This window comes from Pseudomonas sp. LBUM1647, assembly GCF_059716175.1.
Window position 1 is genome coordinate 1003780 of sequence record NZ_CP166809.1, and the last position, 24742, is coordinate 1028521.

Sequence of the window (24742 nt, forward strand, 5' to 3'; positions counted from 1 at the left end):
CTCTGTGGCTGATTCAAAGCGTTTCGATAACTACATCAACGGTGAATGGGTTGCGGGTAGTGATTACTCCACCAACATCAACCCGTCCGAATTGACCGACACCATCGGCGAATACGCCAAGGCTGATCTGGCTCAGGTTCACGCCGCCATCGACGCTGCTCGTGCCGCGTTCCCGGCCTGGTCCACGTCGGGCATTCAGGCACGTCACGATTCCCTGGATAAAGTCGGCAGCGAAATCCTCGCCCGCCGCGAAGAACTCGGCACCTTGCTGGCTCGGGAAGAGGGCAAGACCCTGCCCGAAGCCATCGGCGAAGTGACTCGCGCCGGTAACATCTTCAAATTCTTCGCCGGTGAATGCCTGCGTCTGTCCGGCGACTACTTGCCGTCGGTGCGTCCGGGTGTGAACGTCGAAGTGACCCGCGAAGCGCTGGGCGTGGTCGGTCTGATCACACCATGGAACTTCCCGATCGCGATCCCCGCGTGGAAAATCGCCCCCGCCCTGGCCTACGGCAACTGCGTCGTGCTGAAACCGGCCGATCTGGTGCCGGGTTGCGCCTGGGCGCTGGCTGAAATCATCTCCCGCGCAGGCTTCCCGGCCGGCGTGTTCAATCTGGTGATGGGCAGCGGTCGTGTGGTGGGCGATGCGCTGGTACAGAGCCCGAAAGTCGACGGCATCAGCTTCACCGGTTCCGTGGGCGTCGGTCGTCAGATCGCGGTCAACTGCGTGTCGCGTCAGGCCAAGGTTCAGCTGGAAATGGGCGGTAAGAACCCGCAGATCATTCTCGACGACGCCGACCTCAAGCAAGCGGTCGAGCTGTCAGTACAGAGCGCGTTCTACTCCACCGGCCAGCGTTGCACCGCCTCGAGCCGTTTCATCGTCACCGCCGGGATTCACGACAAGTTCGTTGAAGCCGTGGCTGAGCGCATGAAGTCGATCAAGGTCGGTCACGCGCTGAAAGCCGGCACCGACATCGGTCCGGTCGTCTCGCAAGCGCAGCTTGAACAGGACATGAAGTACATCGACATCGGCCAGTCCGAAGGTGCACGTCTGGTCAGCGGCGGCGGTCTGGTGACCTGCGACACCGAAGGCTATTACCTCGCGCCAACCCTGTTTGCCGACAGCGAAGCCGCGATGCGCATTAGCCGCGAAGAGATCTTCGGCCCGGTCGCCAACGTGGTTCGCGTCGCGGATTACGAGGCCGCGCTGGCCATGGCCAACGACACCGAATTCGGTCTGTCGGCGGGCATTGCCACCACGTCGTTGAAGTACGCCAACCACTTCAAGCGCCACTCCCAGGCCGGGATGGTGATGGTCAACCTGCCGACGGCGGGCGTGGATTACCACGTTCCATTCGGTGGGCGTAAAGGATCATCCTATGGCTCCCGCGAGCAAGGTCGCTACGCGCAAGAGTTTTACACGGTCGTGAAAACTTCCTACATCGGCTCCTGATACATCGCAATACCCCTGTAGGAGCTGTCGAGTGAAACGAGGCTGCGATCTTTGCTTCTAAAGATCAAAAGATCGCAGCCTCGTTTCACTCGACAGCTCCTACAGGGAACACACCCGTTTCACCCGCGCATAAAAATAATCAGTGGGAGTACATCTACATGCAAGCGACCAAGCCGACCCACGTCCGCTATTTGATTTTGCTCATGCTTTTTCTGGTGACCACGATCAACTACGCCGACCGGGCTACCATCGCCATCGCGGGCTCCAGCCTGCAAAAAGACCTCGGCATCGACGCGGTCACCCTCGGTTATATCTTCTCCGCATTCGGTTGGGCCTACGTGGCCGGGCAAATTCCCGGTGGCTGGCTGCTGGACCGTTTTGGTTCGAAAAAAGTTTACGCTTTAAGCATTTTCACCTGGTCGCTGTTCACCGTGCTGCAGGGCTATGTCGGCGAGTTCGGCATGTCCACGGCGGTGGTTGCGCTGTTCATGCTGCGCTTCCTGGTGGGTCTGGCCGAAGCGCCATCCTTTCCCGGTAACGCACGCATCGTTGCGGCCTGGTTTCCGACCGCTGAACGCGGTACGGCGTCTGCGATTTTCAACTCGGCGCAATACTTCGCCACGGTGCTGTTTGCACCGCTGATGGGCTGGATCGTTTACAGCTTCGGCTGGCAGCACGTGTTCATCGTCATGGGCGTGATCGGCATCATCTTCTCGGGGATCTGGCTGAAGGTTATCCACAGCCCGCGCCAGCACCCGATGATCAATGACGCCGAGTTCAAGCACATCGCCGACAACGGCGGCATGGTCGACATGGATCAGGACAAGGGCAAAGGCAAAAAGGTCGACGGGCCGAAGTGGGACTACATCCGCCAGTTGCTGACCAACCGCATGATGCTCGGCGTGTACCTGGGCCAGTACTGCATCAACGGCATCACCTACTTCTTCCTGACCTGGTTCCCGGTGTACCTGGTGCAAGAACGCGGCATGACCATCCTCAAGGCGGGTTTCATTGCCTCGTTGCCGGCGATCTGCGGCTTTATCGGTGGTGTGCTCGGCGGGGTGATTTCCGACTACCTGCTGCGCAAGGGGCATTCCCTGACCTTCGCCCGCAAGGCGCCGATCATTGCTGGCTTACTGGTCTCCAGCAGCATCGTGGCCTGCAACTATGTCGATGTTGAATGGATGGTCGTCGGTTTCATGGCCCTGGCGTTCTTCGGTAAAGGCGTGGGCGCGCTGGGCTGGGCGGTGGTGTCTGACACCTCGCCGAAACAGATCGCCGGTTTGAGTGGCGGCCTGTTCAACATGTTCGGCAACATCGCCTCCATCACCACGCCAATCGTGATCGGTTACATCATCAGCTCCACCGGTTCGTTCAAATGGGCGCTGGTGTTTGTCGGTTGCAACGCACTGGTCGCAGTGTTCAGCTACCTGGTGATCGTCGGTCCGATCAAACGCGTGGTACTCAAGGAGCCGCCGGTCAGCGGTCCTGAAACCAATAACAAATTGTCTCAAGCGCATTCCTGAGGAGCGGCGTCATGCAGTTGATTGAACATTCCGACTCGCCGCGCTACATCCGCCTGCACGAGCGGGACAACGTCGTGATCGTGGTCAATGACCAAGGCGTGCCGGCCGGTACCGAGTTTCCGGACGGGCTGGTCACCGTGGATTTCGTGCCACAGAGCCACAAGGTCACCCTGGAAGACATTCCCGTGGGCGGCCAGGTGATTCGTTACGGGCAGACCATTGGTTACGCGTTGCAGCCGATTCCGCGCGGCAGCTGGGTCAAGGAAGATCAACTGCGCATGCCCACCGCGCCACCGCTGGACAGCTTGCCGCTGTCCACCGAAGTGCCGGCGGCGCAGGCACCGCTGGAAGGCTTCACGTTCGAGGGTTATCGCAACGCCGACGGCACCGTCGGCACGCGCAACATTCTCGGGATTACCACGACGGTTCAGTGCGTCACCGGCGTGCTGGACCATGCGGTCAAGCGCATCAAGGACGAGTTGCTGCCCAAGTATCCGCACGTCGATGATGTGGTGGCGCTGACCCACAGTTACGGCTGCGGCGTGGCGATTACCGCCACCGACGCGTACATCCCGATCCGCACCGTGCGCAACCTCGCGCGCAACCCGAACCTGGGTGGTGAAGCCTTGGTGATCAGCCTGGGCTGCGAGAAATTGCAGGCCGGGCAGGTGATGCACGAGAACGACAGCTCGGTGGATTTGAGCGATCCGTGGTTGTACCGCTTGCAGGATTCCAGTCACGGTTTCACTGAGATGATCGAGCAGATCATGGCGTTGGCCGAAACCCGTTTGAAGAAGCTCGATCGACGTCGCCGGGAAACCGTGCCGGCGTCCGAGCTGATTCTGGGCATGCAGTGCGGCGGCAGCGATGCGTTTTCCGGGATCACCGCCAACCCGGCGTTGGGTTATGCCTCGGACCTGTTATTGCGCGCGGGTGCGACGGTGATGTTTTCTGAAGTCACCGAAGTGCGCGACGCGATTTACCTCCTGACTTCACGTGCGGAAACAGAAGAAGTCGCTCAGGAACTGGTGCGCGAGATGGACTGGTACGACCGTTACCTGGCCAAGGGCGAAGCGGATCGCAGCGCCAACACCACGCCGGGCAACAAGAAGGGCGGGTTATCGAACATTGTCGAGAAGTCGCTGGGCTCGATCGTCAAATCCGGTAGCAGCGCGATCAACGGGGTGCTGGGTCCTGGTGAGCGCTTCAAGCGCAAAGGGCTGATCTTCTGTGCGACCCCGGCCAGTGATTTTGTCTGCGGGACGTTGCAATTGGCGGCGGGGATGAACCTGCATGTGTTCACTACCGGGCGTGGCACGCCTTACGGGTTGGCCATGGTGCCGGTGGTGAAGGTGTCGACCCGGACCGAGCTGGCGCAGCGCTGGCCGGATTTGATCGACATCGATGCCGGACGGATTGCGACTGGACGGGCGTCGATCGAAGACCTTGGCTGGGAGTTGTTCCACTACTACCTGGATGTGGCTAGCGGCAAGAAGCAGACGTGGGCTGAGAAGCACAAGCTGCACAACGACATTACCTTGTTCAACCCGGCGCCGATCACTTAAGACCGAGTCGCCTGCATCGCGAGCAAGCTCGCTCCCACATTTGAAATGCATTCCCTGTGGGAGCGAGCCTGCTCGCGATAGCGGTCTAACAGACGCCAGGGGACTTGGTGGCTTATCATTAGCCCCCTAACGACGCTCACCCAAGGTTACCCCCGGCATGCTGGCTATCTTCCTCGAAACCCTGAACATCACCGCGCCGGTGTTTGCCATGCTGTTTCTGGGTGTGCTGCTCAAGCGCATCGACTGGATCAACGACAACTTCATCCACACTGCGTCGGCCCTGGTGTTTAACGTCACCATGCCGGCGTTGTTGTTTCTGGGCATCCTGCATGCCGACCTGCACGCCGCGTTGCAACCGGCGCTGCTCATCTACTTCTCGCTTGCCACCCTGGCGAGTTTCGCCATCGCCTGGGGCTGGGCGATCTGGAAGTGCCCGCGGGAAGACCGGGGGATTTACACTCAAGGTGCCTTTCGCGGCAACAACGGGGTCATCGGGCTCGCGCTGGCGGCGAGCATGTACGGCGACTACGGGATTTCCCTCGGGGCGATTCTCGCGGCGTTGGTGATCCTGTTTTACAACACGCTCTCGACCATTGTGCTGGCGGTGTACAGCCCGGTGATCAAGTCCGACCCTTGGAGCATCTGCAAAAGCGTGATGGTCAATCCGCTGATCATCAGCGTGTTTGCGGCGGCACCGTTTGCCTACTTCAAGATCAGCTTGCCGGGATGGCTGGAGACGTCAGGTCAATACCTGGCGCAAACCACCTTGCCGTTGGCGCTGATCTGCATCGGCGGCACGCTGTCGCTGGGGGCACTGCGCAAAAGCGGCAACATGGCGCTCAGTTCAAGCCTGGTGAAGATGATTGGCCTGCCGATTCTGGCGACGCTGGGGGCGTGGCTCTGGGGCTTTCGTGGTGCGGAGTTGGGGATTCTGTTTCTGTATTTCGGCAGCCCGACCGCCGCGGCCAGTTTTGTCATGGCCCGTCAGGCCAATGGCAATCATGAACTGGCGGCAGCGATCATCGTGATCACCACGTTGATGGCGGCGATCACCACCAACATCGGGATCTTTTTGTTGCAGTGGGGCGGGTGGATGTAGGAGCTGCCGAAGGCTGCGATCTTTTGATCTTTACCCTCTTCAACCGCGCCGAAAATCAAGATCAAACGATCGCAGCCTTCGGCAGCTCCTACAGAGGCTGCGATCTTTCAATGCGACGAAATTATTCAGGCTTCTGGTAGCTATCAATCACTTCCTGCGCCGCCCGAAACGCATCGATCGCCGCCGGTACACCGGCATACACCGCGCAATGCAGCAGCGCTTCACGAATCTCTTCCACGGTGCAGCCATTGTTCAGTGCACCGCGCACGTGACCTTTCAATTCCTGCGGGCACTTCAACGCGGTCAGGGCTGCGAGGGTGATCAGGCTGCGGGTTTTCAATGGTAGGCCTTCGCGGTTCCAGACGCTGCCCCAGGCGTGCTCGTTGACGAAATCCTGCAGCGGTTGAGTGAACTCGGTGGCATTGCCCAGCGCGCGGTCGACGAAGGCGTCGCCCATCACTTGGCGGCGGACTTCAACCCCAGGCTTTTTATCATCGGTCATGGCAATTCCTTATTGTGGTGTTGGCGACGCCAGGCGCGCAGCGACGTGAACAGAAAAAACGCCACCAGCGCCGGCAGGACAAAAAACAGCATCAGGTGTTCGAGCTTGCCGGCCAGCGGCATGCCGGTGGTGAACGACACCACGTGCAGACCGTAAGCCAGATACAAACCCAAAAACAGCAGACCTTCGGCGCGGGTCACCCGGTAGCCGGAATAGAACGCCGGCAGACACAACGTCGCGACGCCGAGCATCACTGGCAAGTCGAAATCCAGGGCGTTGGGCGATACCGACAGCGGCGACGGCGCGATCAACGCAGTGAAGCCCAGCACGCCCAAGAGGTTGAACAGGTTGCTGCCGATCACGTTGCCCACGGCGATGTCGCGCTGACCGCGCAAGGCGGCGATCAACGAAGTGGCCAGTTCCGGCAGGGACGTGCTGACAGCGACGATGGTCAGGCCGATGATCCGTTCCGACAGCCCCAGATCGGTCGCGACCGAAACCGCCGCGCCCAACAGCAAGTGCCCGGCGTAGACCAGCATCGCCAATCCCGCGACGATCATCAGCAAGCTGCTGAACCACGGCGCTGGTGTTTCGTCATGGGATGGCGGACGGGCCGAGTGCCGCGACTGGCGCAGCAGCAGGCCCAGATACAGCGCCAGTGCGGCCAGCAGAATGATGCCGTCCACGCGGGTCAGTTCTTCGTTCCACGCCAATACGAACACCAGCAGGCTGGCGCCGATCATCAGCGGAATATCCAGGCGCACCAGTTGCCGTGAAACCCGCAGCGGGATGATCAGCGCCGAGAGCCCGAGGGTGACGAGGATGTTGAAGATGCTACTGCCGATCACGCTGCCGACGGCGATGTCGGCGTTCTGCGCCAGGGTCGCTTGCAGGCTGACCGCCATCTGCGGCGCGCTGCTGCCGAGGGCGACGATGGTCAGGCCGATAATCAGCGGTCGTACATGCAAGCGCGCGGCGAGGCGCACGGCGGCGCGCACCATCAGCTCGGCACCGGCGATCAGCAACAGCAGGCCGCTGAGCAATTCAATCACGCTGATCAGGGGTAAATCGGCAAGTCCGAAAATGGTCAGCGCTCCGTCTATCAGTCGTCGAGGGCTTGCACGCGAACCTTCGCGGTGCCGCTTCTGAGCATACCCAGTTGTTCGGCCGCTTCATGTGAAACATCGATCAGACGCCCACGGGTGTGCGGCCCGCGATCGTTGATGCGAACCACGCAGGACTTGTCGTTGTTCAGATTGGTGACCTTCACCCGCGTGCCAAAGGGCAACTGGCGATGGGCGGCGGTCAGGGAATTCTTGTTGAAACGCTCGCCGCTGGCGGTGCGTTTACCTTGGTGTTTAGCGCCGTAATAGGACGCCGTGCCGGTCTTGTCGTAGCCGTGTGGATCGATGATATCGGTGCTGGCGCAACCGGCCAGCAAAGAGAGCAGGGCGCAGGCACTGAGGAAGCGTTTCATTCGAAGGTTTCCACATACAAATGTGGGAGCGGGCTTTTGTGGCGAGGGGACTTGTCCCCGTTGGGTCGCGAAGCGGCCCCTATCTCTGAATTCGAGTTGTATCTGACACACCGAGAATTCAGATTTTGGGACTGCTGCGCAGTCCAACGGGGACAAGTCCCCTCGCCACAAAAGACCACTCCCACAGGGATTAGAGCCAGGCGTTAAATCTGGCTCCATTCTCATCAGCCTTCGAGCTTGCTTTTCAGCAGTTCGTTAACCTGTTGCGGGTTGGCCTTGCCTTTGGAGGCTTTCATGGCCTGGCCGACGAAGAAGCCGAACATCTTGCCGCGTTTGGCTTCGTCTGCCGCGCGGTACTGTTCAACCTGTTCGGCATTGGCCGCGAGCATTTCGTCCAACACTGCCGAGATCGCGCCCGTGTCGGTCACTTGCTTCAAGCCGCGCTTGTCGATGATCTCGTCCGCGCTGCCTTCGCCGTTGGCCATGGCTTCAAACACCACTTTGGCGATTTTGCCGGAGATGGTGTTGTCGGTGATGCGCAGCAGCATGCCGCCCAGTTGCTCGGCCGAGACCGGCGACTGATCGATGTCCAGGCCCTGTTTGTTCAACAGGCTGCCCAATTCAACCATCACCCAGTTGGCCGCCAGCTTGGCGTCGCCGCCGATGCTCACGACTTTCTCGAAGTAATCGGCTTGCTCGCGGCTGGTGGCCAGGACGCTGGCGTCGTATACCGACAGACCGAACTGCGCCTGGAAGCGCTCGCGTTTCTGCGGTGGCAATTCCGGCAGGGTGGCGCGCACGTCGTCGAGGAACGAGTTCTCGATGACCACCGGCAGCAGGTCCGGATCGGGGAAGTAACGGTAGTCGTTGGCTTCCTCTTTGCTGCGCATCGGACGGGTTTCGTCCTTGTTCGGATCGTACAGACGGGTCTGCTGGATCACCCTGCCGCCGTCCTCGATCAGTTCGATCTGACGCTGCACTTCGGTGTTGATCGCCTTCTCGATGAAACGGAACGAGTTGACGTTCTTGATCTCGCAGCGCGTGCCGAATTCAACCTGGCCTTTCGGACGGATCGACACGTTGCAGTCACAACGCAGCGAACCTTCGGCCATGTTGCCGTCGCAAATGCCCAGGTAACGTACCAGCGCGTGGACAGCCTTGACGTAAGCCACGGCTTCCTTGGCGCTGCGCATGTCCGGCTCGGACACGATTTCCAGCAGCGGCGTGCCGGCGCGGTTCAGGTCGATGCCGGTGGCGCCGCTGAATTCTTCGTGCAGGCTTTTACCGGCGTCTTCTTCCAGGTGCGCGCGGGTGATGCCGACGCGCTTGACCGTGCCGTCTTCCAGCGCGATGTCCAGGTGGCCTTTGCCAACGATCGGCAATTCCATCTGGCTGATCTGGTAGCCCTTCGGCAGGTCCGGGTAGAAATAGTTTTTACGGGCGAACACGTTGTGCTGGCCGATCTCGGCATCGATGGCCAGACCGAACATCACCGCCATGCGCACTGCTTCCTGGTTCAGCACCGGCAATACGCCAGGCATACCGAGGTCAACCAGGCTGGCTTGGGTGTTCGGCTCGGAACCGAAGGTGGTGGAGCTACCGGAAAAGATTTTCGACCGGGTGGTGAGCTGGGTATGAATCTCCAGCCCGATCACGACTTCCCATTGCATGTGTTTCTCCTCAGAAGCCGGTTGGGGTGCGGGTGTGCCAGTCAGTGTTGAGCTGATACTGGTGGGCAACGTTCAACAGGCGACCTTCCTGGAAATACGGGGCGAGCAATTGCACGCCGACCGGCAGGCCATCGACAAAACCGGCTGGCATCGACAAGCCCGGCAGACCGGCGAGGTTGGCGGTGATGGTGTAGACGTCTTCCAGGTACGCAGCAACCGGGTCGCTGCTCTTGGCGCCAAGCTTCCAGGCCGGGTTCGGCGTGGTTGGGCCGAGGATGATGTCGACCTCATTGAAGGCAGCCATGAAGTCGTTCTTCACCAAACGGCGAATCTTCTGCGCCTTCAGGTAGTAGGCGTCGTAGTAGCCGGCCGACAGCGCGTAGGCGCCGACCATGATCCGGCGCTGCACTTCCGGGCCGAAGCCTTCGCCACGGGAACGCTTGTACAAGTCTTCGAGGTTCTTTGGATCTGCGCAGCGATGGCCGAAGCGCACGCCGTCGAAACGCGACAGGTTGGACGAGGCTTCTGCCGGAGCGATCACGTAGTACGCAGGAATCGCGTGCTGCATGTTCGGCAGGCTGATTTCCTTGATCACGGCACCGAGCTTTTCCAGCTCCTTGATGCTGTTGTGGATCAGCTCGGCAATGCGCGGGTCGAGACCGGCGCTGAAATACTCTTTAGGAACGCCGATGCGCAGGCCTTGCAGCGAACCGTTGAGGCTGGCGCTGTAATCCGGCACGGGCTCGTCGATGCTGGTGGAGTCTTGCGGGTCGAAACCGGCCATGCCTTGCAGCAGGATTGCGCAGTCTTCGGCAGTGCGCGCCAATGGGCCGCCCTGATCGAGACTGGAGGCGTAGGCGATCATGCCCCAGCGCGAAACGCGACCGTACGTCGGTTTCAGGCCTGTCAGGTTGGTAAACGCGGCCGGCTGGCGGATCGAGCCGCCGGTGTCGGTCGCCGTGGCGGCCGGCAACAGACGAGCGGCAACGGCCGCGGCCGAACCACCGGACGAACCGCCGGGCACGTGTTCCAGGTTCCACGGGTTTTTCACTGCGCCGTAGTAGCTCGACTCGTTGGCCGAACCCATGGCGAATTCGTCCATGTTGGTCTTGCCCAGGGTCACGGCGCCGGCGGCGGCCAGCTTGGCGACCACGGTGGCGTCGTACGGTGCTTTAAAGTTATCGAGCATCTTCGAGCCGCAGCTGGTGCGGATGCCTTGGGTGCAGAACAGGTCTTTGTGGGCAATCGGCGCACCGAGCAGGGCACCGCTCTCACCATTGGCCCGGCGTGCGTCAGCGGCTTTCGCCTGCTGGAGCGCCAGGTCTTCGGTGAGGCTGATGAAACTGTTGAGCTGCGGATCGAGCTGGGCGATACGCGCCAGCAGGGTTTTGGTCAGCTCTTCGGAAGAAAACTTTTTATCGGCGAGACCGCGGGCGATCTCGGCCAGAGTCAATTGATGCATTGCAGGCTCTTTCCCTTTAGTCGATGACTTTCGGAACCAGGTACAGGCCGTTTTCGACCGCTGGTGCGATGGACTGATAGGCCTCGCGATGATTGGTCTCGGTCACGACGTCTGCACGCAGGCGCTGGCTGGCTTCCAGTGGATGGGCGAGCGGCTCGATACCGTCGGTATTGACCGCCTGCATTTCGTCGACCAGCCCCAGAATGCTGTTCAGGGCCGAAGTGATGTGTGGAAGATCGGCATCATTAAGGCCCAGACAGGCCAGATGAGCGATTTTTTCCACGTCGGAGCGTTCAAGCGTCATGGGATTCTCCAGTGGAAGGAAAACAGAACGGATGCTATCCGTGTGTTAGATTGTCGGAACACTACCGCATTTCTACGGTCATAAGGCCGCGATTGTGGGGGTTGGTGCACAGAAAAGCGGCCAATTTAACATATTGGCGCCTTGCCCAAAATCCCTGTCGTTGTTAGAGTTTGCCGCACTTTTTTACCCACGCGTTGCCTAGGGTCCCTTTCCCATGTTCAAGAAACTGCGTGGCATGTTTTCCAGCGATCTTTCCATTGACCTGGGCACTGCCAACACCCTTATTTACGTGCGCGAGCGCGGTATCGTCCTGAATGAGCCCTCGGTTGTGGCTATTCGGACACACGGTAACCAGAAAAGTGTCGTTGCTGTCGGCACCGAAGCCAAGCGCATGCTCGGCCGTACGCCGGGCAACATTGCTGCCATTCGTCCGATGAAGGATGGCGTGATCGCCGACTTCAGCGTTTGCGAAAAGATGCTGCAGTACTTTATCAACAAGGTTCACGAAAACAGCTTCCTGCAGCCTAGCCCTCGTGTGCTGATCTGCGTTCCGTGCAAATCCACCCAGGTTGAGCGTCGTGCCATCCGTGAATCGGCCCTCGGTGCCGGTGCCCGTGAAGTGTTCCTGATCGAAGAGCCAATGGCTGCTGCGATCGGTGCCGGCCTGCCGGTTGAAGAAGCTCGCGGCTCGATGGTTGTCGATATCGGTGGTGGTACCACTGAAATCGCGCTGATCTCCCTGAACGGTGTGGTTTACGCTGAATCCGTACGGGTTGGCGGCGACCGCTTCGACGAAGCGATCATCACTTACGTGCGTCGCAACTACGGCAGCCTGATCGGCGAATCCACTGCCGAGCGCATCAAACAGGAAATCGGTACGGCCTACCCGGGCGGCGAAGTTCGCGAAGTCGACGTTCGCGGCCGTAACCTGGCCGAAGGCGTTCCACGCGCATTCACCCTGAACTCCAATGAAGTGCTGGAAGCTCTGCAAGAGTCCCTGGCCACCATCGTTCAGGCTGTGAAGAGTGCACTGGAGCAATCGCCTCCGGAATTGGCTTCCGATATCGCCGAGCGTGGTCTGGTACTGACCGGTGGCGGCGCCTTGCTGCGTGACCTCGACAAGTTGCTGGCCCAGGAAACCGGTCTGCCGGTAATCGTTGCCGAAGACCCGCTGACCTGTGTTGCTCGCGGCGGTGGCCGTGCGTTGGAAATGATGGATAAACACACCATGGACCTGCTGTCGAGCGAGTGATCTCGCCCGACGCATCTATGCTGTTGAGCGCGCAGGCAGCACTTTGCAGTGCTGCCTGTTGGCGTTTATCTTCTGTCAGTCTGCATCCAGGCCGGTTTGATGCCGTATGAATAAAGAGAACATTTGCCTGGGAGGAGCGGCTTATTAAACCGCTTTTCACCAAAGGGCCTTCACTGGGCGTGCGCTTGTTGGTGCTGGTCGTGCTATCGGTCGCGCTGATGGTGGTCGATGCCCGCTTCACACTGCTCAAGCCAGTGCGTAGCCAAATGTCGCTGGTACTGATGCAGTCCTACTGGATCACCGACCTGCCACAGCGGCTATGGCAGGGTGTGGCCAGCCAATTTGGCAGCCGTACCGAGCTCGTCGCCGAAAACGAAAAACTCAAAACAGAAAACCTGTTGTTGCAGGGCCGCATGCAAAAGCTTGCCGCCCTCACCGAGCAGAACGTTCGGCTGCGCGAGTTGCTCAACTCCTCCGCGCTGGTCAACGAGAAGGTCGAAGTGGCCGAACTGATCGGCATGGACCCCAATCCCTTCACCCACCGCATCATCATCAATAAAGGTGAGCGCGACGGTGTGGTCCTCGGTCAGCCGGTGCTCGATGCCCGTGGCTTGATGGGCCAGGTGGTCGAGTTGATGCCGTACACCTCTCGTGTGCTGTTGTTGACCGACACCACTCACAGCATTCCGGTGCAGGTGAACCGCAACGGTCTGCGGGCAATCGCCAGTGGCACCGGTAACCCGGAACGCCTGGAGCTGCGTCACGTGGCCGATACCGCCGACATTAAAGAAGGCGATCTGCTGGTCAGCTCCGGTCTGGGGCAGCGGTTCCCGGCGGGTTACCCGGTGGCGACGGTCAAGGAAGTGATTCACGATTCCGGTCAACCGTTCGCTATTGTGCGCGCCGTGCCAACCGCCGCCTTGAACCGTAGCCGTTACCTGCTGCTGGTGTTCACCGACGGCCGCACAGCCGAAGAGCGCGCCAACGAAGCTGCCCAGGCTCAAGAGGCTCTGGACCAGCACGGTGGTGGACCAATCATTCCAGCGACAGTACCGAAACCTGCCATCGTCCCGGCTGCTGTTGCTGCGCCCGTGGTTCCGGTTGCGCCGACGACTGCCCCTGCTGCCACAACCCCGGCCAAACCTGTGGCAACTCATCCTGCTCTTGCGAAACCTGCCGCCAGCAAGCCGCCCGCGACGCAACCTGCGGCCGCTAAACCGCCGGCCACGCCACCCGCTGCCGTGAAGCCTGCAGCCAAACCGCCTGTCTCTGCGCCGGCTACCACTGGGGGACGAGAATAATGGTTGGTGCTACTGCCTCCCGAAACGACTGGATGGTCTGGCTGACATTCGCCATAGGCATGCTGCTCAGCGTTTCCCCGCTGCCACAATTCATGGAAATCCTCCGTCCACTGTGGCTGGCCTTGCTGCTGGCATTCTGGGCGTTAGCCATGCCGCAGAAAGTCGGGATGGCCACCGCGTGGTGCCTGGGCCTGGCCGAAGACGTGCTTTATGGCACGCTGCTGGGCCAGAACGCGTTGATCCTGACGCTGATCACGTACCTGGTGCTGGCGCTGCAACAACGCCTGCGCATGTTCCCGATGTGGCAACAGAGCCTGGTGATCCTGGTGATCTTCGGCCTCGCGCAGCTTGTTCAACTATGGCTCAGCGCCCTGACCGGCAATCGTCAGCCGACGCTGGCGCTGGTCTTGCCGGCACTGGTCAGCGCATTGCTCTGGCCGTGGATCAGCTACGGTTTGCGCGGTTTGCGTCGACGCTACAGAATCAATTAATTCGGTCAGGCATTTGCCCGCACCTCGACAAGGGAGATGTCTTGATGAAATTGTTGTACCTCGCCTCAGGCTCGCCGCGTCGGCGTGAACTGCTCACGCAGATCGGCGTGCCGTTCTCCGCCATCAGTGCGGACATCGATGAAACCCCTTTAGAAAATGAATCCCCGACGGCTTATGTCGAGCGCCTCGCGCGCGGCAAAGCCGAGGCCGGGCGTGGGACCGTCGTGTCCGACACAGATTTTTGCGTGCTGGGCGCCGACACCGCCGTGGTGCTGGACGGAAAAATTCTTGGCAAGCCGGTTGATGAAGCCGAGGCGTGCGCCATGCTTATGATGTTGTCCGGGTGTGAACATGAAGTCCTGACGGCGATTGCGGTGCGAGAGGGTGAGCGTTGCGAGTCTCGGGTCGTGCGCAGTCTGGTGCGTTTTCGCAACATCAGTCGCGATGAAGCGGTGGCCTACTGGGCCAGCGGCGAGCCGCAAGACAAGGCCGGCGGCTACGGTATTCAAGGGCTCGGCGCGGTGTTTGTCGCCGGGCTCAATGGCAGTTACTCGGCGGTGGTCGGACTACCGCTGTGCGAAACCGCTGAGCTGCTGGGCCATTTCGGCATACCCTGTTGGCAAACCCTTAACGCGCGTTGAGCGTCGTACTGACAAGATGCGGCCATTATCGTGAACATGCCTGAACGAGACCCTGCCATGAGTGAAGAGATCCTGATCAACATCACGCCGATGGAATCGCGCGTGGCGGTGGTTGAAAACGGTGTTCTGCAAGAGGTCCACGTCGAGCGCACGCAAAAGCGCGGGATCGTCGGCAACATCTACAAAGGCAAAGTCGTGCGGGTATTGCCCGGCATGCAGGCGGCATTCGTCGACATCGGACTGGACCGCGCCGCGTTCATTCACGCCTCGGAAATCTCCCTGCGCGAAGGCCCGGCGGTCGAGAGCATCAGCGCTCTGGTTCACGAGGGGCAGAGCCTGGTGGTGCAAGTGACCAAGGACCCGATCGGCTCCAAAGGCGCACGCCTGACGACTCAGTTGTCGATTCCGTCGCGTTATCTGGTGTACATGCCGCGCACTGCACACGTTGGCATTTCGTTGAAGATTGAAGACGAAGCCGAGCGTGAACGTCTCAAACAAGTGGTCACCGATTGCGTGGCCAAAGAAGGCATCCAAGAGGCAGGCGGCTTCATCCTGCGTACTGCCGCCGAAGGTGCCGGTGCCGATGAAATCCTCATGGACATTCGCTACCTGCGTCGTCTCTGGGATCAGATCAACGAGCAGATCAAAACCATCAGCGCGCCGAGTGTGATCTACGAAGACCTCGGCCTGGCGCTGCGCACCTTGCGTGACCTGGTGAGCCCGAAGATCGAGAAGATCCGCATCGACTCCCGGGAAACCTTCCAGAAAACCACGCAGTTCGTCGCCGAGCTGATGCCGGAAATCGCCGATCGTCTTGAGCATTACCCTGGCGAACGGCCGATTTTCGACCTGTACGGCGTCGAAGACGAAATCCAGAAAGCCCTGGAGCGCAAAGTCCCGCTGAAGTCCGGCGGTTACCTGGTGGTCGATCCGGCGGAAGCCATGAGCACCATCGACGTCAACACCGGGGCGTTCGTCGGTCATCGCAACCTCGAAGAAACCATTTTCAAGACCAACCTCGAAGCCGCGACCGCCATTGCTCGCCAGCTGCGCCTGCGCAACCTGGGCGGGATCATCATCATCGACTTCATCGACATGGAAGATGAAGAACATCAGCGTCAGGTGCTGCGCACACTCGAGAAGCAACTGGAACGCGATCACGCCAAGACCAACATCATCGGCATCACCGAGTTGGGCCTGGTGCAGATGACTCGCAAGCGCACCCGCGAAAGTCTTGAACAAGTACTGTGCGAGCCGTGCAGCAGCTGTCAGGGTCGCGGCAAGCTCAAGACGCCGGAAACCGTTTGCTACGAGATTTTCCGCGAAATCCTCCGAGAAGCTCGCGCCTATCAGGCGGAAGGCTATCGTGTATTGGCAAACCAGAAAGTGGTCGACCGTTTGCTCGATGAAGAATCGGGCAATGTCGCCGAGCTCGAAGGTTTTATTGGACGCACCATCCGGTTCCAGGTGGAAACCATGTATTCCCAGGAACAATACGACGTGGTGCTGCTCTGAATCCCTGTCTTTCAACCCTGCTAGAACGGCTGGCCTCAGCTTTTTGCAGTATTTTTGCCATGGGAGCCAACTGACATGGAACGTCTGACACGCATTTTGGCCGCACTGACCCGCTGGGGGCTGGGGCTGTGTGCGTTGGTGTTGGTGTTGTTGGCGTTATACGTCAGCCTCGGTCGAGAGCTGACCCCGCTGGTGGCCGAGTACCGTGCCGAAGTCGAAGCCAAAGCCAGCGCTGCCTTGGATATGCCGCTGAATATCGGCGAACTGGAAGGCAGCTGGAGCGGTTTTGCTCCGATCATGCTGGCTCACGACGTGATGGTCGGCGAGGGCGCCAATGCCCTGCGTCTGGATCAGGTGCGCGCGGTGCCGGATCTTTGGGCCAGTCTGATGGCTCGTGAAGTGCGCATCGCTCACCTGGAACTCAGCGGCCTGAAGATCAGCCTCAAAGAAGGCGAGGACGGCCATTGGGCGCTGGAAGGTTTGCCGGTGCAGCAGGATCAGCCGCTGGATCCTGAGCAATTGCTCAATCGCATGCAGATGGTTCAGCAACTGTCGGTGCTCGATAGCCAGGTCACTTTGCAGCCACTGCAAGAGCAGCCGCTGACCCTGACTTACGTCGGGCTGAATCTGAAAACCGGCGTTTCCCGCCAGCGACTCGACGCCCGTTTGACCCTGCCCGACGGACAACCGGTGGCCATCAGTCTGCGCACCCGTCTACGCGCCAGCGAATGGAAAGACGGCGAGGCCGAAGCTTATTTGAGCCTGCCGCAAAGCGACTGGTCGAAATGGTTGCCTGAGCGCCTGACCCAACAATGGAATTTTTCCGAGTTCAAGGCCGGCGGCGAGCTTTGGGTGAACTGGAACAAGGGCGCCCTGCAAAGTGCTGCGATTCGCTTGAACGCGCCGCAACTCAAGGGCGCGTACGCCGAGCGCAAACCGATCCAGATCAACAATCTGGCGCTCAATGGCTATTTTCAGCGCAGCTCCGAAGGCGTGCTGGTAACCCTGGATTCGCTGGCCATGAACCTTGGCGAGACCCGTTGGGAATCGCATCTGCAACTCAAACAAAACGCGGCGACCGACAAGACTGAAGAGCTTTGGCATCTGCAAGCCGACCGCCTCGATCTCACCCCGATCACCCCGATACTGAATGCCTTGGGGCCGCTGCCCGAAGGCATCGCCACCGCCGTCGAGCGACTCAAAGTGACCGGCGGCCTGCGCAACGTACTGATCGACTTCCGGCCCAATGCCACCGACGACACCAAGTTCAGCTTTGCCGCCAACCTGGATCGGGTCGGCTTCGATGCCTATCACGGCGCTCCGGCGGCGCGAAATGTCAGTGGCAGCATCAGCGGTGATCTGGGCGGTGGCGAGCTGCGCATGGACAGCAAGGATTTTTCCCTGCATCTGGACCCGATCTTCGCCAAGCCATGGCAGTACATTCAGGCCAATGCCCGACTGACCTGGAAACTCGATAAAGAAGCCTTCACCTTGATCGCGCCGTACCTGAAGGTGCTGGGCGAAGAAGGCAAGATTGCCGGCGACTTTCTGATCCGCCTGCACTTCGACCACACCCAGGAAGACTACATGGACCTGCGGGTCGGTCTGGTGGACGGCGACGGGCGCTACACCGCCAAGTACTTGCCGACAATGCTCAGCCCGGGGCTGGACGAATGGCTGCGTACGGCGATTCTCAAAGGTGCGGTGGACGAAGGCTTCTTCCAGTACCAGGGGTCGCTGAACCACGGGGCTGCCGAGACGGCCCGCAGCATCAGCCTGTTCTTCAAGGTTCACGATGCCGAACTGGCCTTCCAGCCAGGCTGGCCACATGTCAGCAAGGTCACGGGTGACGTGTTTGTTGAAGACAGCGGTGTGCGGATCCTGGCCAGCAAGGGGCAGTTGCTCAATACCCAGGTCAGCGACATTTACGTCAATATTCCTCATGTGCCAGAGGGGCAAAACGTCCATCTGTTCCTCGACGGTGGATTCGCTGGCGGGTTGGGTGATGGTCTGAAAATTCTTCAGGAAGCGCCGATCGGCACCGCAACTACCTTTGCCGGTTGGGAAGGTGAGGGCGATCTGCAGGGCAAACTGAAACTGGATATTCCGCTGGTCAAAGGCGAGCAGCCGAAGATCCTCGTCGACTTCAAGACCGCCAAGGCCCGTCTGAAACTGGCCGAGCCAACCCTGGAGCTGACTCAGCTCAAGGGCGATTTCCGTTTCGACAGCACCAAGGGTTTGAGCGGGCAAAACATCTCCGCGCGCGCCTTTGATAAACCGGTCACGGCACAGATTTTCGCCGATGGCGGCCCCGGCAACCTCAAGACTCGCGTCGCCGCCTCGGGCCAGGTCGAGGTCAAGAAACTGACTGACTGGCTGAGTGTGACTCAGCCGTTGCCAGTGTCCGGTGTGATCCCTTATCAACTGCAACTGAACCTTGATGGGGCCGACAGTCAATTGATGGTCAGCTCCAACCTCAAGGGCGTAGCAATCGATTTGCCGGCGCCGTTCGGCATGGCGCCAGACGTCGGCCGCGACACCACGTTCCGCATGACCCTTCAGGGCCCGGAGCGGCGCTACTGGGTCAACTACGGTGAGCTGGCGAACTTCACGTTTGCGGCGCCGGCCGGCAACTTTGCCGACGGGCGCGGTGAGTTGTTCCTGGGGGGCGGCAATGCCGTGCTACCTGGCGCCAAAGGCCTGCGGGTACGCGGTGTGCTGTCGGAACTGGACGTCGGTCCCTGGAAAGACCTGGTAGACAAGTACGCCGGCCAGGATCCGGGCGGCAACGCCAAACAGTTACTCAGTAGCGCGGACTTCAAGGTCGGCAAACTCAGCGGTGTCGGCACCACGCTCGATCAGGCGTCGGTGCAGCTGAACCGCAAACCCGCCGCGTGGGCCTTGCAACTCGACAGCCAACAGGTCAAAGGCAGCGCCAGCATCCCCGATGCGAAAGCCGCGCCGATTGCGATCAATCTGCAATACGTGCGTTTGCCGGCGCCAGACCCGACGGTCCTGGCCGACGAAAACTCGCCAGATCCGCTGGCCTCGGTGGATCCGACGAAGATCCCGGCACTGGATATCACCATCAATCAGCTGTTCCAGGGCAAGGACCTCGTCGGGGCCTGGTATCTGAAAATCCGTCCGACCGCCAAGGGCATTGCGCTTAATACGCTGGATCTGGGCCTCAAGGGCATTCTCCTGCAGGGCAGCGGCGGTTGGGAAGGCATGCCCGGTTCCAGCAGCAGCTGGTACAAGGGCCGGATCAGCGGCAAGAATCTCGCCGATGTACTGAAGGGCTGGGGCTTTGCGCCGAGTGTCACCAGTGAAGATTTTCATATGGATGTCGATGGTCGCTGGCCCGGTTCGCCGGCCTGGCTGGCCACCAAGCGCTTCTCTGGAACCCTCGATGCTTCGCTGAATAAAGGCCAGTTTGTTGAAGTTGAGGGCAGCGCCCAGGCGTTGCGAGTGTTTGGCTTGCTGAACTTCAACTCCATCGGCCGCCGGCTGCGTCTGGACTTCTCCGACCTGTTCGGCAAAGGTTTGAGTTATGACCGGGTCAAAGGCCTGCTGGTCGCGACCAACGGTGTATACGTGACGCGTGAGCCGATCCTGCTGACCGGTCCGTCGAGCAACATTGAACTCAACGGGACGCTGGACCTGGTGGGCGATAAGGTCGATGCCAAGTTGCTGGTGACGTTGCCTGTGACCAACAACCTGCCGATTGCCGCGCTGATCGTCGGTGCACCGGCTATCGGCGGCGCGCTGTTCCTGATCGATAAGCTGATCGGTGACCGTGTGGCGCGTTTCGCCAGCGTCCAATACACCGTCAAGGGGCCGTGGAAAGAGCCGAAAATCACCTTCGACAAGCCTTTTTGACAACGCCACGCCTCAGGCTGATGGAGTAGCATGGCCGTAAGTCCCCTGTAGGAGCTGACGAGTGAAACGAGGCTGCGATCTTTTGATTTTGCCTTTTAAGATCAAGATCAAAAGATCGCAACCTCGTTTCACTCGTCAGCTCCTACAGGTATGTGTTGATTCCAGATCAGGAAAAGGCCATGTCTTTTGCGGTGATTCAAATGGTCAGCCAGAGCGATGTATTGGCCAATCTGGCCCAGGCCCGTCGGCTGCTCGAGCAGGCGGCAGCCGGTGGCGCTGCGCTTGCCGTACTGCCGGAAAACTTCGCCGCCATGGGTCGTCGCGACACTGCCGACATCGGTCGCGCCGAGGCGTTGGGCGAAGGCCCGATCCTGCCATGGTTGAAACAGGCCGCCCGCGACCTCAAGTTATGGATAGTGGCCGGCACGTTGCCGTTGCCGCCGGTGGATCAACCGACGGCCAAAGTGCATGCCTGCTCGCTGCTGGTGGATGACCACGGCGAAACCGTTGCACGGTATGACAAGTTGCACCTCTTCGACGTCGATGTGGCGGACAATCGCGGGCGTTATCGCGAATCCGATGACTATGCTTATGGCAGTGGGGTTGTCGTGGCGGACACGCCCGTCGGTCGAGTCGGGCTGACAGTGTGTTACGACCTGCGCTTCCCGGAGTTGTACAGCGAATTACGCGCTGCCGGTGCGGAGTTGATTACCGCGCCGTCGGCCTTTACCGCGGTGACCGGCGCGGCGCATTGGGAGGTGTTGATTCGCGCGCGGGCCATCGAAACTCAATGTTATGTGCTCGCGGCTGCCCAGGGTGGGACGCATCCGGGGCCGCGAGAAACCTTTGGCCATGCCGCGATTATCGACCCGTGGGGACGTGTGCTGGCGCAACAGGATCAAGGCGAGGCCGTGCTGCTGGCCGAACGCGATAGCAGCGAACAGGCGTCCATCCGGGCGCGGATGCCGGTGTCCAGTCACCGGCGCTTTTTCTCGCAGGGCGCACAGCGACCTGCCTCAGAACGATGAATTTAAGGCGTAAAGCATATGAGCGAGTTGTTGTCCTCAGTCAGTGAACACCTCCTGGCGCCCGGTGGCGTAACGATCGAGAGCCTGCAAGGTGTGCTCGGCGATCTGGCCGGCCCGGGCATCGATGCCGCCGACCTGTATTTCCAGGGGCAGATTTCCGAGTCCTGGGCGCTGGAAGACGGGATCGTCAAGGAAGGCAGCTTCAACCTCGACCAAGGTGTCGGCGTGCGCGCGCAATCGGGTGAAAAAACCGGTTTTGCCTACAGCAATGCCATTACTCTCGAAGCCCTCGGCGCCGCGGCCCGTGCGGCGCGTTCGATCTCCCGCGCCGGTCAGAACGGCACGGTGCAAGCCTTCACGACCCAGGATGTCGCCCAGTTGTACGGGCCGGACAACCCGTTGGAAGTGATGACCCGTGCCGAGAAGGTCGAATTGCTCAAACGCATCGACGTCGCGACTCGCGCCCTCGACCCGCGTATCCAGCAAGTCACCGTGAGCATGGCCGGCGTCTGGGAACGAATCCTCGTGGCTTCCACGGACGGTGGACTGGCCGCCGATGTACGGCCGTTGGTGCGCTTTAATGTCAGCGTGATCGTCGAGCAGAACGGTCGCCGTGAGCGCGGCGGTCATGGCGGTGGCGGTCGTACCGATTACCGTTATTTCCTCAGCGATGACCGCGCCATGGGCTACGCCCGTGAAGCGCTGCGTCAGGCGTTGGTGAATCTGGAAGCCATTCCTGCGCCGGCCGGTACGTTGCCGGTGGTGCTGGGGTCGGGCTGGTCCGGCGTGTTGCTGCACGAAGCGGTCGGCCACGGTCTGGAAGGCGACTTCAACCGCAAGGGCAGTTCGGCCTATAGCGGGCGCATGGGCGAGATGGTTGCGTCCAAGCTTTGCACCATCGTCGATGATGGCACGCTGGCCGGTCGTCGCGGTTCCCTGAGTGTCGACGATGAAGGCACCCCGACCGAGTGCACGACACTGATCGAAAACGGCGTACTCAAAGGCTATATGCAGGACAAGCTCAACGCCCGTTTGATGGGCGTGGCCCGTACCGGTAACGGTCGCCGTGAATCCTACGCGCACCTGCCAATGCCGCGCATGACCAATACTTACATGCTGGCGGGCGAAAGCGACCCAGCAGAAATCATCGCCTCGGTGAAGCGTGGAATCTACTGCGCCAACCTCGGCGGCGGTCAGGTGGACATCACTAGCGGCAAATTCGTGTTCTCCACCAGCGAGGCGTACCTGATCGAAGACGGCAAGATTACTGCCCCGGTCAAAGGCGCGACGTTGATCGGCAACGGGCCGGAAGCCATGAGCAAGGTGTCGATGGTCGGTAACGATCTTGCGCTGGACAGCGGCGTGGGGACGTGTGGCAAGGATGGGCAGTCGGTGCCGGTGGGTGTCGGCCAGCCAACGCTGAAAATCGATGCGATCACTGTGGGTGGCACAGGCGCATGAAGAGAGGCGTATCCCGCGTAGGAGCTGCCGCAGGCTGCGATCTTTTGACTTTGTTTTTGAAGATCAAAAGATCGCAGCCTGCGGCAGCTCCTACAGGGATGCGGTTGGGCGTTAGTCAGCGCAGACCGCGTTGAGTCTCGTCCAGCTCACGGATGTACTTGAAGATTTTACGGCTCGATGCCGGTGGCTTGTTGGTCGCCAGTTCGTGCTGGGCCTGACGGATCAGGGAGCGCAACTGCTGGCGATCAGCCTCCGGGTAGTCGAGCACGAACTTCTCCAGGACCGCATCGTCGCCTGCGATCAAGCGATCGCGCCAGCGTTCCAGGCCATGGAAACGTTCGTTGTACTGCCGGGTGGAGGCATCGAGTTGATCGAGCAAGGTCAGAATGGCGTCAGTGTCCTGGTCGCGCATCAGTTTGCCGATGAACATGAGGTGCCGTTTACGCGCGATATTCGCGGTGTGCTTGGGCGCATCGGCCAGTGCCCGGCGCATAGCGTCGGTCAACGGCAGTTTTGCCAGTAAGTCAGGCTTGAGCGTTGTAAGGCGCTCGCCGAGGTCAACCAGAGCATGAAGCTCGCGTTTAACCTGGGATTTGCTTTTTTCTCCCGTATCGAGGGAGTCGTCGTAAGAATCAACCATGGTGGCCGTCCGCAAAGAAACGCCGCCATGATAACCAGTCGGGGGCCGCTTGTCCGGCCCGGTCGCTCGAAGGCCCCAGCCGAAAGCAGAATTTGAGTGGAGAACAGCATGAGTGCAGTTGAGAGCGTCGGCCCACAAGCGTTGCCGGCACTGCAAGAACAAGTCGAGCAGATCATCGCTGAAGCCAAGCGCCAAGGCGCCAGTGCCTGTGAAGTGGCGGTGTCCCTGGAGCAGGGCCTGTCGACCTCGGTGCGTCAGCGTGAAGTCGAAACCGTCGAATTCAACCGCGATCAGGGCTTCGGCATCACCTTGTACGTCGGCCAGCGCAAGGGCTCGGCCAGCACGTCCGCCAGCGGTCCGGAGGCGATTCGCGAAACTGTCGCCGCCGCCCTGGCCATCGCCAAGCACACGTCGGAAGACGAAGCTTCGGGCTTGGCAGATGCTGCGCTGATGGCCAAGGATCTGCAGGATTTCGACCTGTTCCACGAATGGGACATCACCCCGGAGCAAGCCATCGAGCAGGCCCTGGCCTGTGAAGCGGCGGCGTTTGCAACCGACAGCCGGATCAAGAACGCCGATGGCACCACCCTCAGCACCCATCAGGGCTGCCGTGTCTACGGCAACAGCCACGGTTTTATCGGCGGTTACGCGTCGACCCGGCACAGCCTGAGCTGCGTGATGATCGCCGAGGCCGACGGCCAGATGCAGCGCGATTACTGGTACGACGTGAACCGACAGGGCAACTTGCTGGCCGACCCGGTGAGCATCGGCCAGCGTGCCGCGCAACGGGCGGCGAGCCGCCTGGGCGCGCGTCCGGTGCCGACCTGCGAAGTGCCGGTGTTGTTTTCCGCGGAACTGGCTGGCGGTTTGTTCGGCAGTTTCCTCTCGGCGATTTCCGGCGGCAGTCTGTATCGCAAATCCTCGTTCCTTGAAGGTACGCTGGGGCAGAAACTGTTCCCGGAATGGCTGACCATCGATGAGCGTCCGCACCTGATGCGTGCAATGGGCAGTTCGGCGTTCGATGGTGATGGTCTGGCAACTTACGCCAAACCGTTCGTCGAAAAAGGCGAGTTGGTCTCGTACATTCTCGGCACGTACTCCGGCCGTAAGCTCGGGATGCCGAGCACCGCCAACGCTGGCGGTGTGCACAACCTGTTCGTCACCCATGGCGACGAAGACCAGGCAGCCTTGCTGCGCCGCATGGGGCGCGGCCTGCTGGTGACCGAGTTGATGGGGCAGGGCCTGAACATGGTGACCGGCGATTACTCCCGGGGCGCGGCGGGTTACTGGGTCGAGAATGGTGAAATCCAGTTTGCGGTCCAGGAAGTGACCATCGCCGGCAACATGCGTGACATGTTCAAACAGATCGTTGCCGTCGGTAATGACCTGGAGCTGCGCAGCAACATTCGCACAGGTTCGGTGCTGATCGAACGGATGACGGTAGCGGGTAGCTAAACCCTTACCGCTAAGCAAAAAAAG

Annotated in this window: 20 protein-coding genes; 13 read left to right on the forward strand and 7 right to left on the reverse strand. The window is 60.4% G+C overall.

What is annotated here, in order from left to right; all coding sequences use genetic code 11:
• Positions 1-4: 4 nt before the first annotated feature.
• The 4 genes from ACA059_RS04410 (at position 5) to ACA059_RS04425 (ending at position 5640) form a co-directional block, all read left to right on the forward strand.
• Positions 5-1450, forward strand: coding sequence for an aldehyde dehydrogenase family protein (locus tag ACA059_RS04410; RefSeq protein ID WP_497632879.1), 1446 nt, complete (start codon positions 5-7; stop codon positions 1448-1450).
• Positions 1451-1608: 158 nt separating this feature from the next.
• The gene (locus tag ACA059_RS04415) at positions 1609-2976 is read left to right on the forward strand and encodes an MFS transporter (RefSeq protein ID WP_462003989.1); all 1368 of its coding nucleotides are present in this window, start codon (positions 1609-1611) and stop codon (positions 2974-2976) included.
• A gap of 11 nt (positions 2977-2987) precedes the next feature.
• Positions 2988-4541, forward strand: coding sequence for a galactarate dehydratase (garD, locus tag ACA059_RS04420; protein ID WP_497632880.1), 1554 nt, complete (start codon positions 2988-2990; stop codon positions 4539-4541).
• A 157-nt stretch (positions 4542-4698) separates the two neighbouring features.
• Positions 4699-5640: an AEC family transporter gene (locus ACA059_RS04425; RefSeq protein ID WP_497632881.1), complete on the forward strand. Its 942-nt coding sequence runs from the start codon at positions 4699-4701 to the stop codon at positions 5638-5640.
• Positions 5641-5761: 121 nt separating this feature from the next.
• On the opposite strand, the gene ACA059_RS04430 is transcribed toward ACA059_RS04425, so the two are convergent.
• The 6 genes from ACA059_RS04430 to gatC all read right to left on the reverse strand — a co-directional run bounded on the left by ACA059_RS04430 (position 5762) and on the right by gatC (position 11055).
• Positions 5762-6142: a carboxymuconolactone decarboxylase family protein gene (locus ACA059_RS04430; RefSeq protein ID WP_140681567.1), complete on the reverse strand. Its 381-nt coding sequence runs from the start codon at positions 6140-6142 to the stop codon at positions 5762-5764.
• The gene (locus ACA059_RS04435; RefSeq protein ID WP_497632882.1) at positions 6139-7194 is read right to left on the reverse strand and encodes a calcium/sodium antiporter; all 1056 of its coding nucleotides are present in this window, start codon (positions 7192-7194) and stop codon (positions 6139-6141) included. Before ACA059_RS04435 ends, ACA059_RS04430 begins: the two co-directional genes overlap by 4 nt.
• Before the next feature lie 50 nt (positions 7195-7244).
• The gene (locus ACA059_RS04440) at positions 7245-7619 is read right to left on the reverse strand and encodes a septal ring lytic transglycosylase RlpA family protein (protein ID WP_497632883.1); all 375 of its coding nucleotides are present in this window, start codon (positions 7617-7619) and stop codon (positions 7245-7247) included.
• A gap of 224 nt (positions 7620-7843) precedes the next feature.
• On the reverse strand, positions 7844-9289 hold the full coding sequence (gene gatB / locus ACA059_RS04445; protein WP_033058030.1) for an Asp-tRNA(Asn)/Glu-tRNA(Gln) amidotransferase subunit GatB: 1446 nt from the start codon (positions 9287-9289) through the stop codon (positions 7844-7846).
• 10 nt (positions 9290-9299) lie between these two features.
• Positions 9300-10751, reverse strand: coding sequence for an Asp-tRNA(Asn)/Glu-tRNA(Gln) amidotransferase subunit GatA (gene gatA / locus ACA059_RS04450; protein WP_497632884.1), 1452 nt, complete (start codon positions 10749-10751; stop codon positions 9300-9302).
• 16 nt (positions 10752-10767) lie between these two features.
• Positions 10768-11055: an Asp-tRNA(Asn)/Glu-tRNA(Gln) amidotransferase subunit GatC gene (gene gatC, locus ACA059_RS04455; RefSeq protein WP_008026876.1), complete on the reverse strand. Its 288-nt coding sequence runs from the start codon at positions 11053-11055 to the stop codon at positions 10768-10770.
• 214 nt (positions 11056-11269) lie between these two features.
• Here gatC and mreB point away from each other — a divergent pair, with 214 nt between their 5' ends.
• From mreB to tldD, 8 genes are all read left to right on the forward strand, one after another.
• Positions 11270-12307, forward strand: coding sequence for a rod shape-determining protein MreB (gene mreB / locus ACA059_RS04460; protein WP_002555108.1), 1038 nt, complete (start codon positions 11270-11272; stop codon positions 12305-12307).
• A 143-nt stretch (positions 12308-12450) separates the two neighbouring features.
• Positions 12451-13608: a rod shape-determining protein MreC gene (mreC, locus tag ACA059_RS04465; RefSeq protein ID WP_497634625.1), complete on the forward strand. Its 1158-nt coding sequence runs from the start codon at positions 12451-12453 to the stop codon at positions 13606-13608.
• Complete coding sequence (gene mreD, locus ACA059_RS04470) at positions 13608-14099, forward strand: rod shape-determining protein MreD (RefSeq protein WP_497632885.1); 492 nt, start codon at positions 13608-13610, stop codon at positions 14097-14099. The genes mreC and mreD overlap by 1 nt, the downstream gene beginning before the upstream one ends.
• 44 nt (positions 14100-14143) lie before the next feature.
• On the forward strand, positions 14144-14740 hold the full coding sequence (locus tag ACA059_RS04475) for a Maf family protein (protein WP_497632886.1): 597 nt from the start codon (positions 14144-14146) through the stop codon (positions 14738-14740).
• A 57-nt stretch (positions 14741-14797) separates the two neighbouring features.
• Positions 14798-16255: a ribonuclease G gene (rng, locus tag ACA059_RS04480; RefSeq protein ID WP_033058026.1), complete on the forward strand. Its 1458-nt coding sequence runs from the start codon at positions 14798-14800 to the stop codon at positions 16253-16255.
• A gap of 75 nt (positions 16256-16330) precedes the next feature.
• Positions 16331-20134, forward strand: coding sequence for a YhdP family protein (locus ACA059_RS04485; RefSeq protein WP_497632887.1), 3804 nt, complete (start codon positions 16331-16333; stop codon positions 20132-20134).
• 179 nt (positions 20135-20313) lie between these two features.
• Positions 20314-21162, forward strand: a complete 849-nt coding sequence (locus tag ACA059_RS04490) for a carbon-nitrogen hydrolase family protein (RefSeq protein ID WP_497632888.1) — start codon at positions 20314-20316, stop codon at positions 21160-21162.
• 18 nt (positions 21163-21180) lie between these two features.
• Positions 21181-22623: a metalloprotease TldD gene (gene tldD, locus ACA059_RS04495; protein ID WP_403140062.1), complete on the forward strand. Its 1443-nt coding sequence runs from the start codon at positions 21181-21183 to the stop codon at positions 22621-22623.
• 115 nt (positions 22624-22738) lie between these two features.
• On the opposite strand, the gene yjgA is transcribed toward tldD, so the two are convergent.
• Complete coding sequence (gene yjgA, locus ACA059_RS04500; protein WP_007901505.1) at positions 22739-23263, reverse strand: ribosome biogenesis factor YjgA; 525 nt, start codon at positions 23261-23263, stop codon at positions 22739-22741.
• A gap of 108 nt (positions 23264-23371) precedes the next feature.
• On the opposite strand from yjgA, the gene pmbA reads away from it, so the two are divergent.
• Entirely contained in the window at positions 23372-24718 is a 1347-nt protein-coding gene (pmbA, locus tag ACA059_RS04505) for a metalloprotease PmbA (protein ID WP_134422008.1), read from the forward strand.
• Positions 24719-24742: the final 24 nt, after the last annotated feature.

Bases quoted from the DNA above. Each gene is read 5' to 3' on its own strand.
- ACA059_RS04490 (WP_497632888.1), top strand. From the start codon at position 20,314: ATGTCTTTTGCGGTGATTCAAATGGTCAGCCAGAGCGATGTATTGGCC.
- ACA059_RS04430 (WP_140681567.1), bottom strand. From the start codon at position 6,142: ATGACCGATGATAAAAAGCCTGGGGTTGAAGTCCGCCGCCAAGTGATG.
- ACA059_RS04415 (WP_462003989.1), top strand. From the start codon at position 1,609: ATGCAAGCGACCAAGCCGACCCACGTCCGCTATTTGATTTTGCTCATG.
- rng (WP_033058026.1), top strand. From the start codon at position 14,798: ATGAGTGAAGAGATCCTGATCAACATCACGCCGATGGAATCGCGCGTG.
- yjgA (WP_007901505.1), bottom strand. From the start codon at position 23,263: ATGGTTGATTCTTACGACGACTCCCTCGATACGGGAGAAAAAAGCAAA.
- garD (WP_497632880.1), top strand. From the start codon at position 2,988: ATGCAGTTGATTGAACATTCCGACTCGCCGCGCTACATCCGCCTGCAC.
- pmbA (WP_134422008.1), top strand. From the start codon at position 23,372: ATGAGTGCAGTTGAGAGCGTCGGCCCACAAGCGTTGCCGGCACTGCAA.
- tldD (WP_403140062.1), top strand. From the start codon at position 21,181: ATGAGCGAGTTGTTGTCCTCAGTCAGTGAACACCTCCTGGCGCCCGGT.
- mreB (WP_002555108.1), top strand. From the start codon at position 11,270: ATGTTCAAGAAACTGCGTGGCATGTTTTCCAGCGATCTTTCCATTGAC.
- gatC (WP_008026876.1), bottom strand. From the start codon at position 11,055: ATGACGCTTGAACGCTCCGACGTGGAAAAAATCGCTCATCTGGCCTGT.
- mreD (WP_497632885.1), top strand. From the start codon at position 13,608: ATGGTTGGTGCTACTGCCTCCCGAAACGACTGGATGGTCTGGCTGACA.
- ACA059_RS04440 (WP_497632883.1), bottom strand. From the start codon at position 7,619: ATGAAACGCTTCCTCAGTGCCTGCGCCCTGCTCTCTTTGCTGGCCGGT.
- gatB (WP_033058030.1), bottom strand. From the start codon at position 9,289: ATGCAATGGGAAGTCGTGATCGGGCTGGAGATTCATACCCAGCTCACC.
- gatA (WP_497632884.1), bottom strand. From the start codon at position 10,751: ATGCATCAATTGACTCTGGCCGAGATCGCCCGCGGTCTCGCCGATAAA.
- ACA059_RS04475 (WP_497632886.1), top strand. From the start codon at position 14,144: ATGAAATTGTTGTACCTCGCCTCAGGCTCGCCGCGTCGGCGTGAACTG.
- ACA059_RS04485 (WP_497632887.1), top strand. From the start codon at position 16,331: ATGGAACGTCTGACACGCATTTTGGCCGCACTGACCCGCTGGGGGCTG.
- ACA059_RS04425 (WP_497632881.1), top strand. From the start codon at position 4,699: ATGCTGGCTATCTTCCTCGAAACCCTGAACATCACCGCGCCGGTGTTT.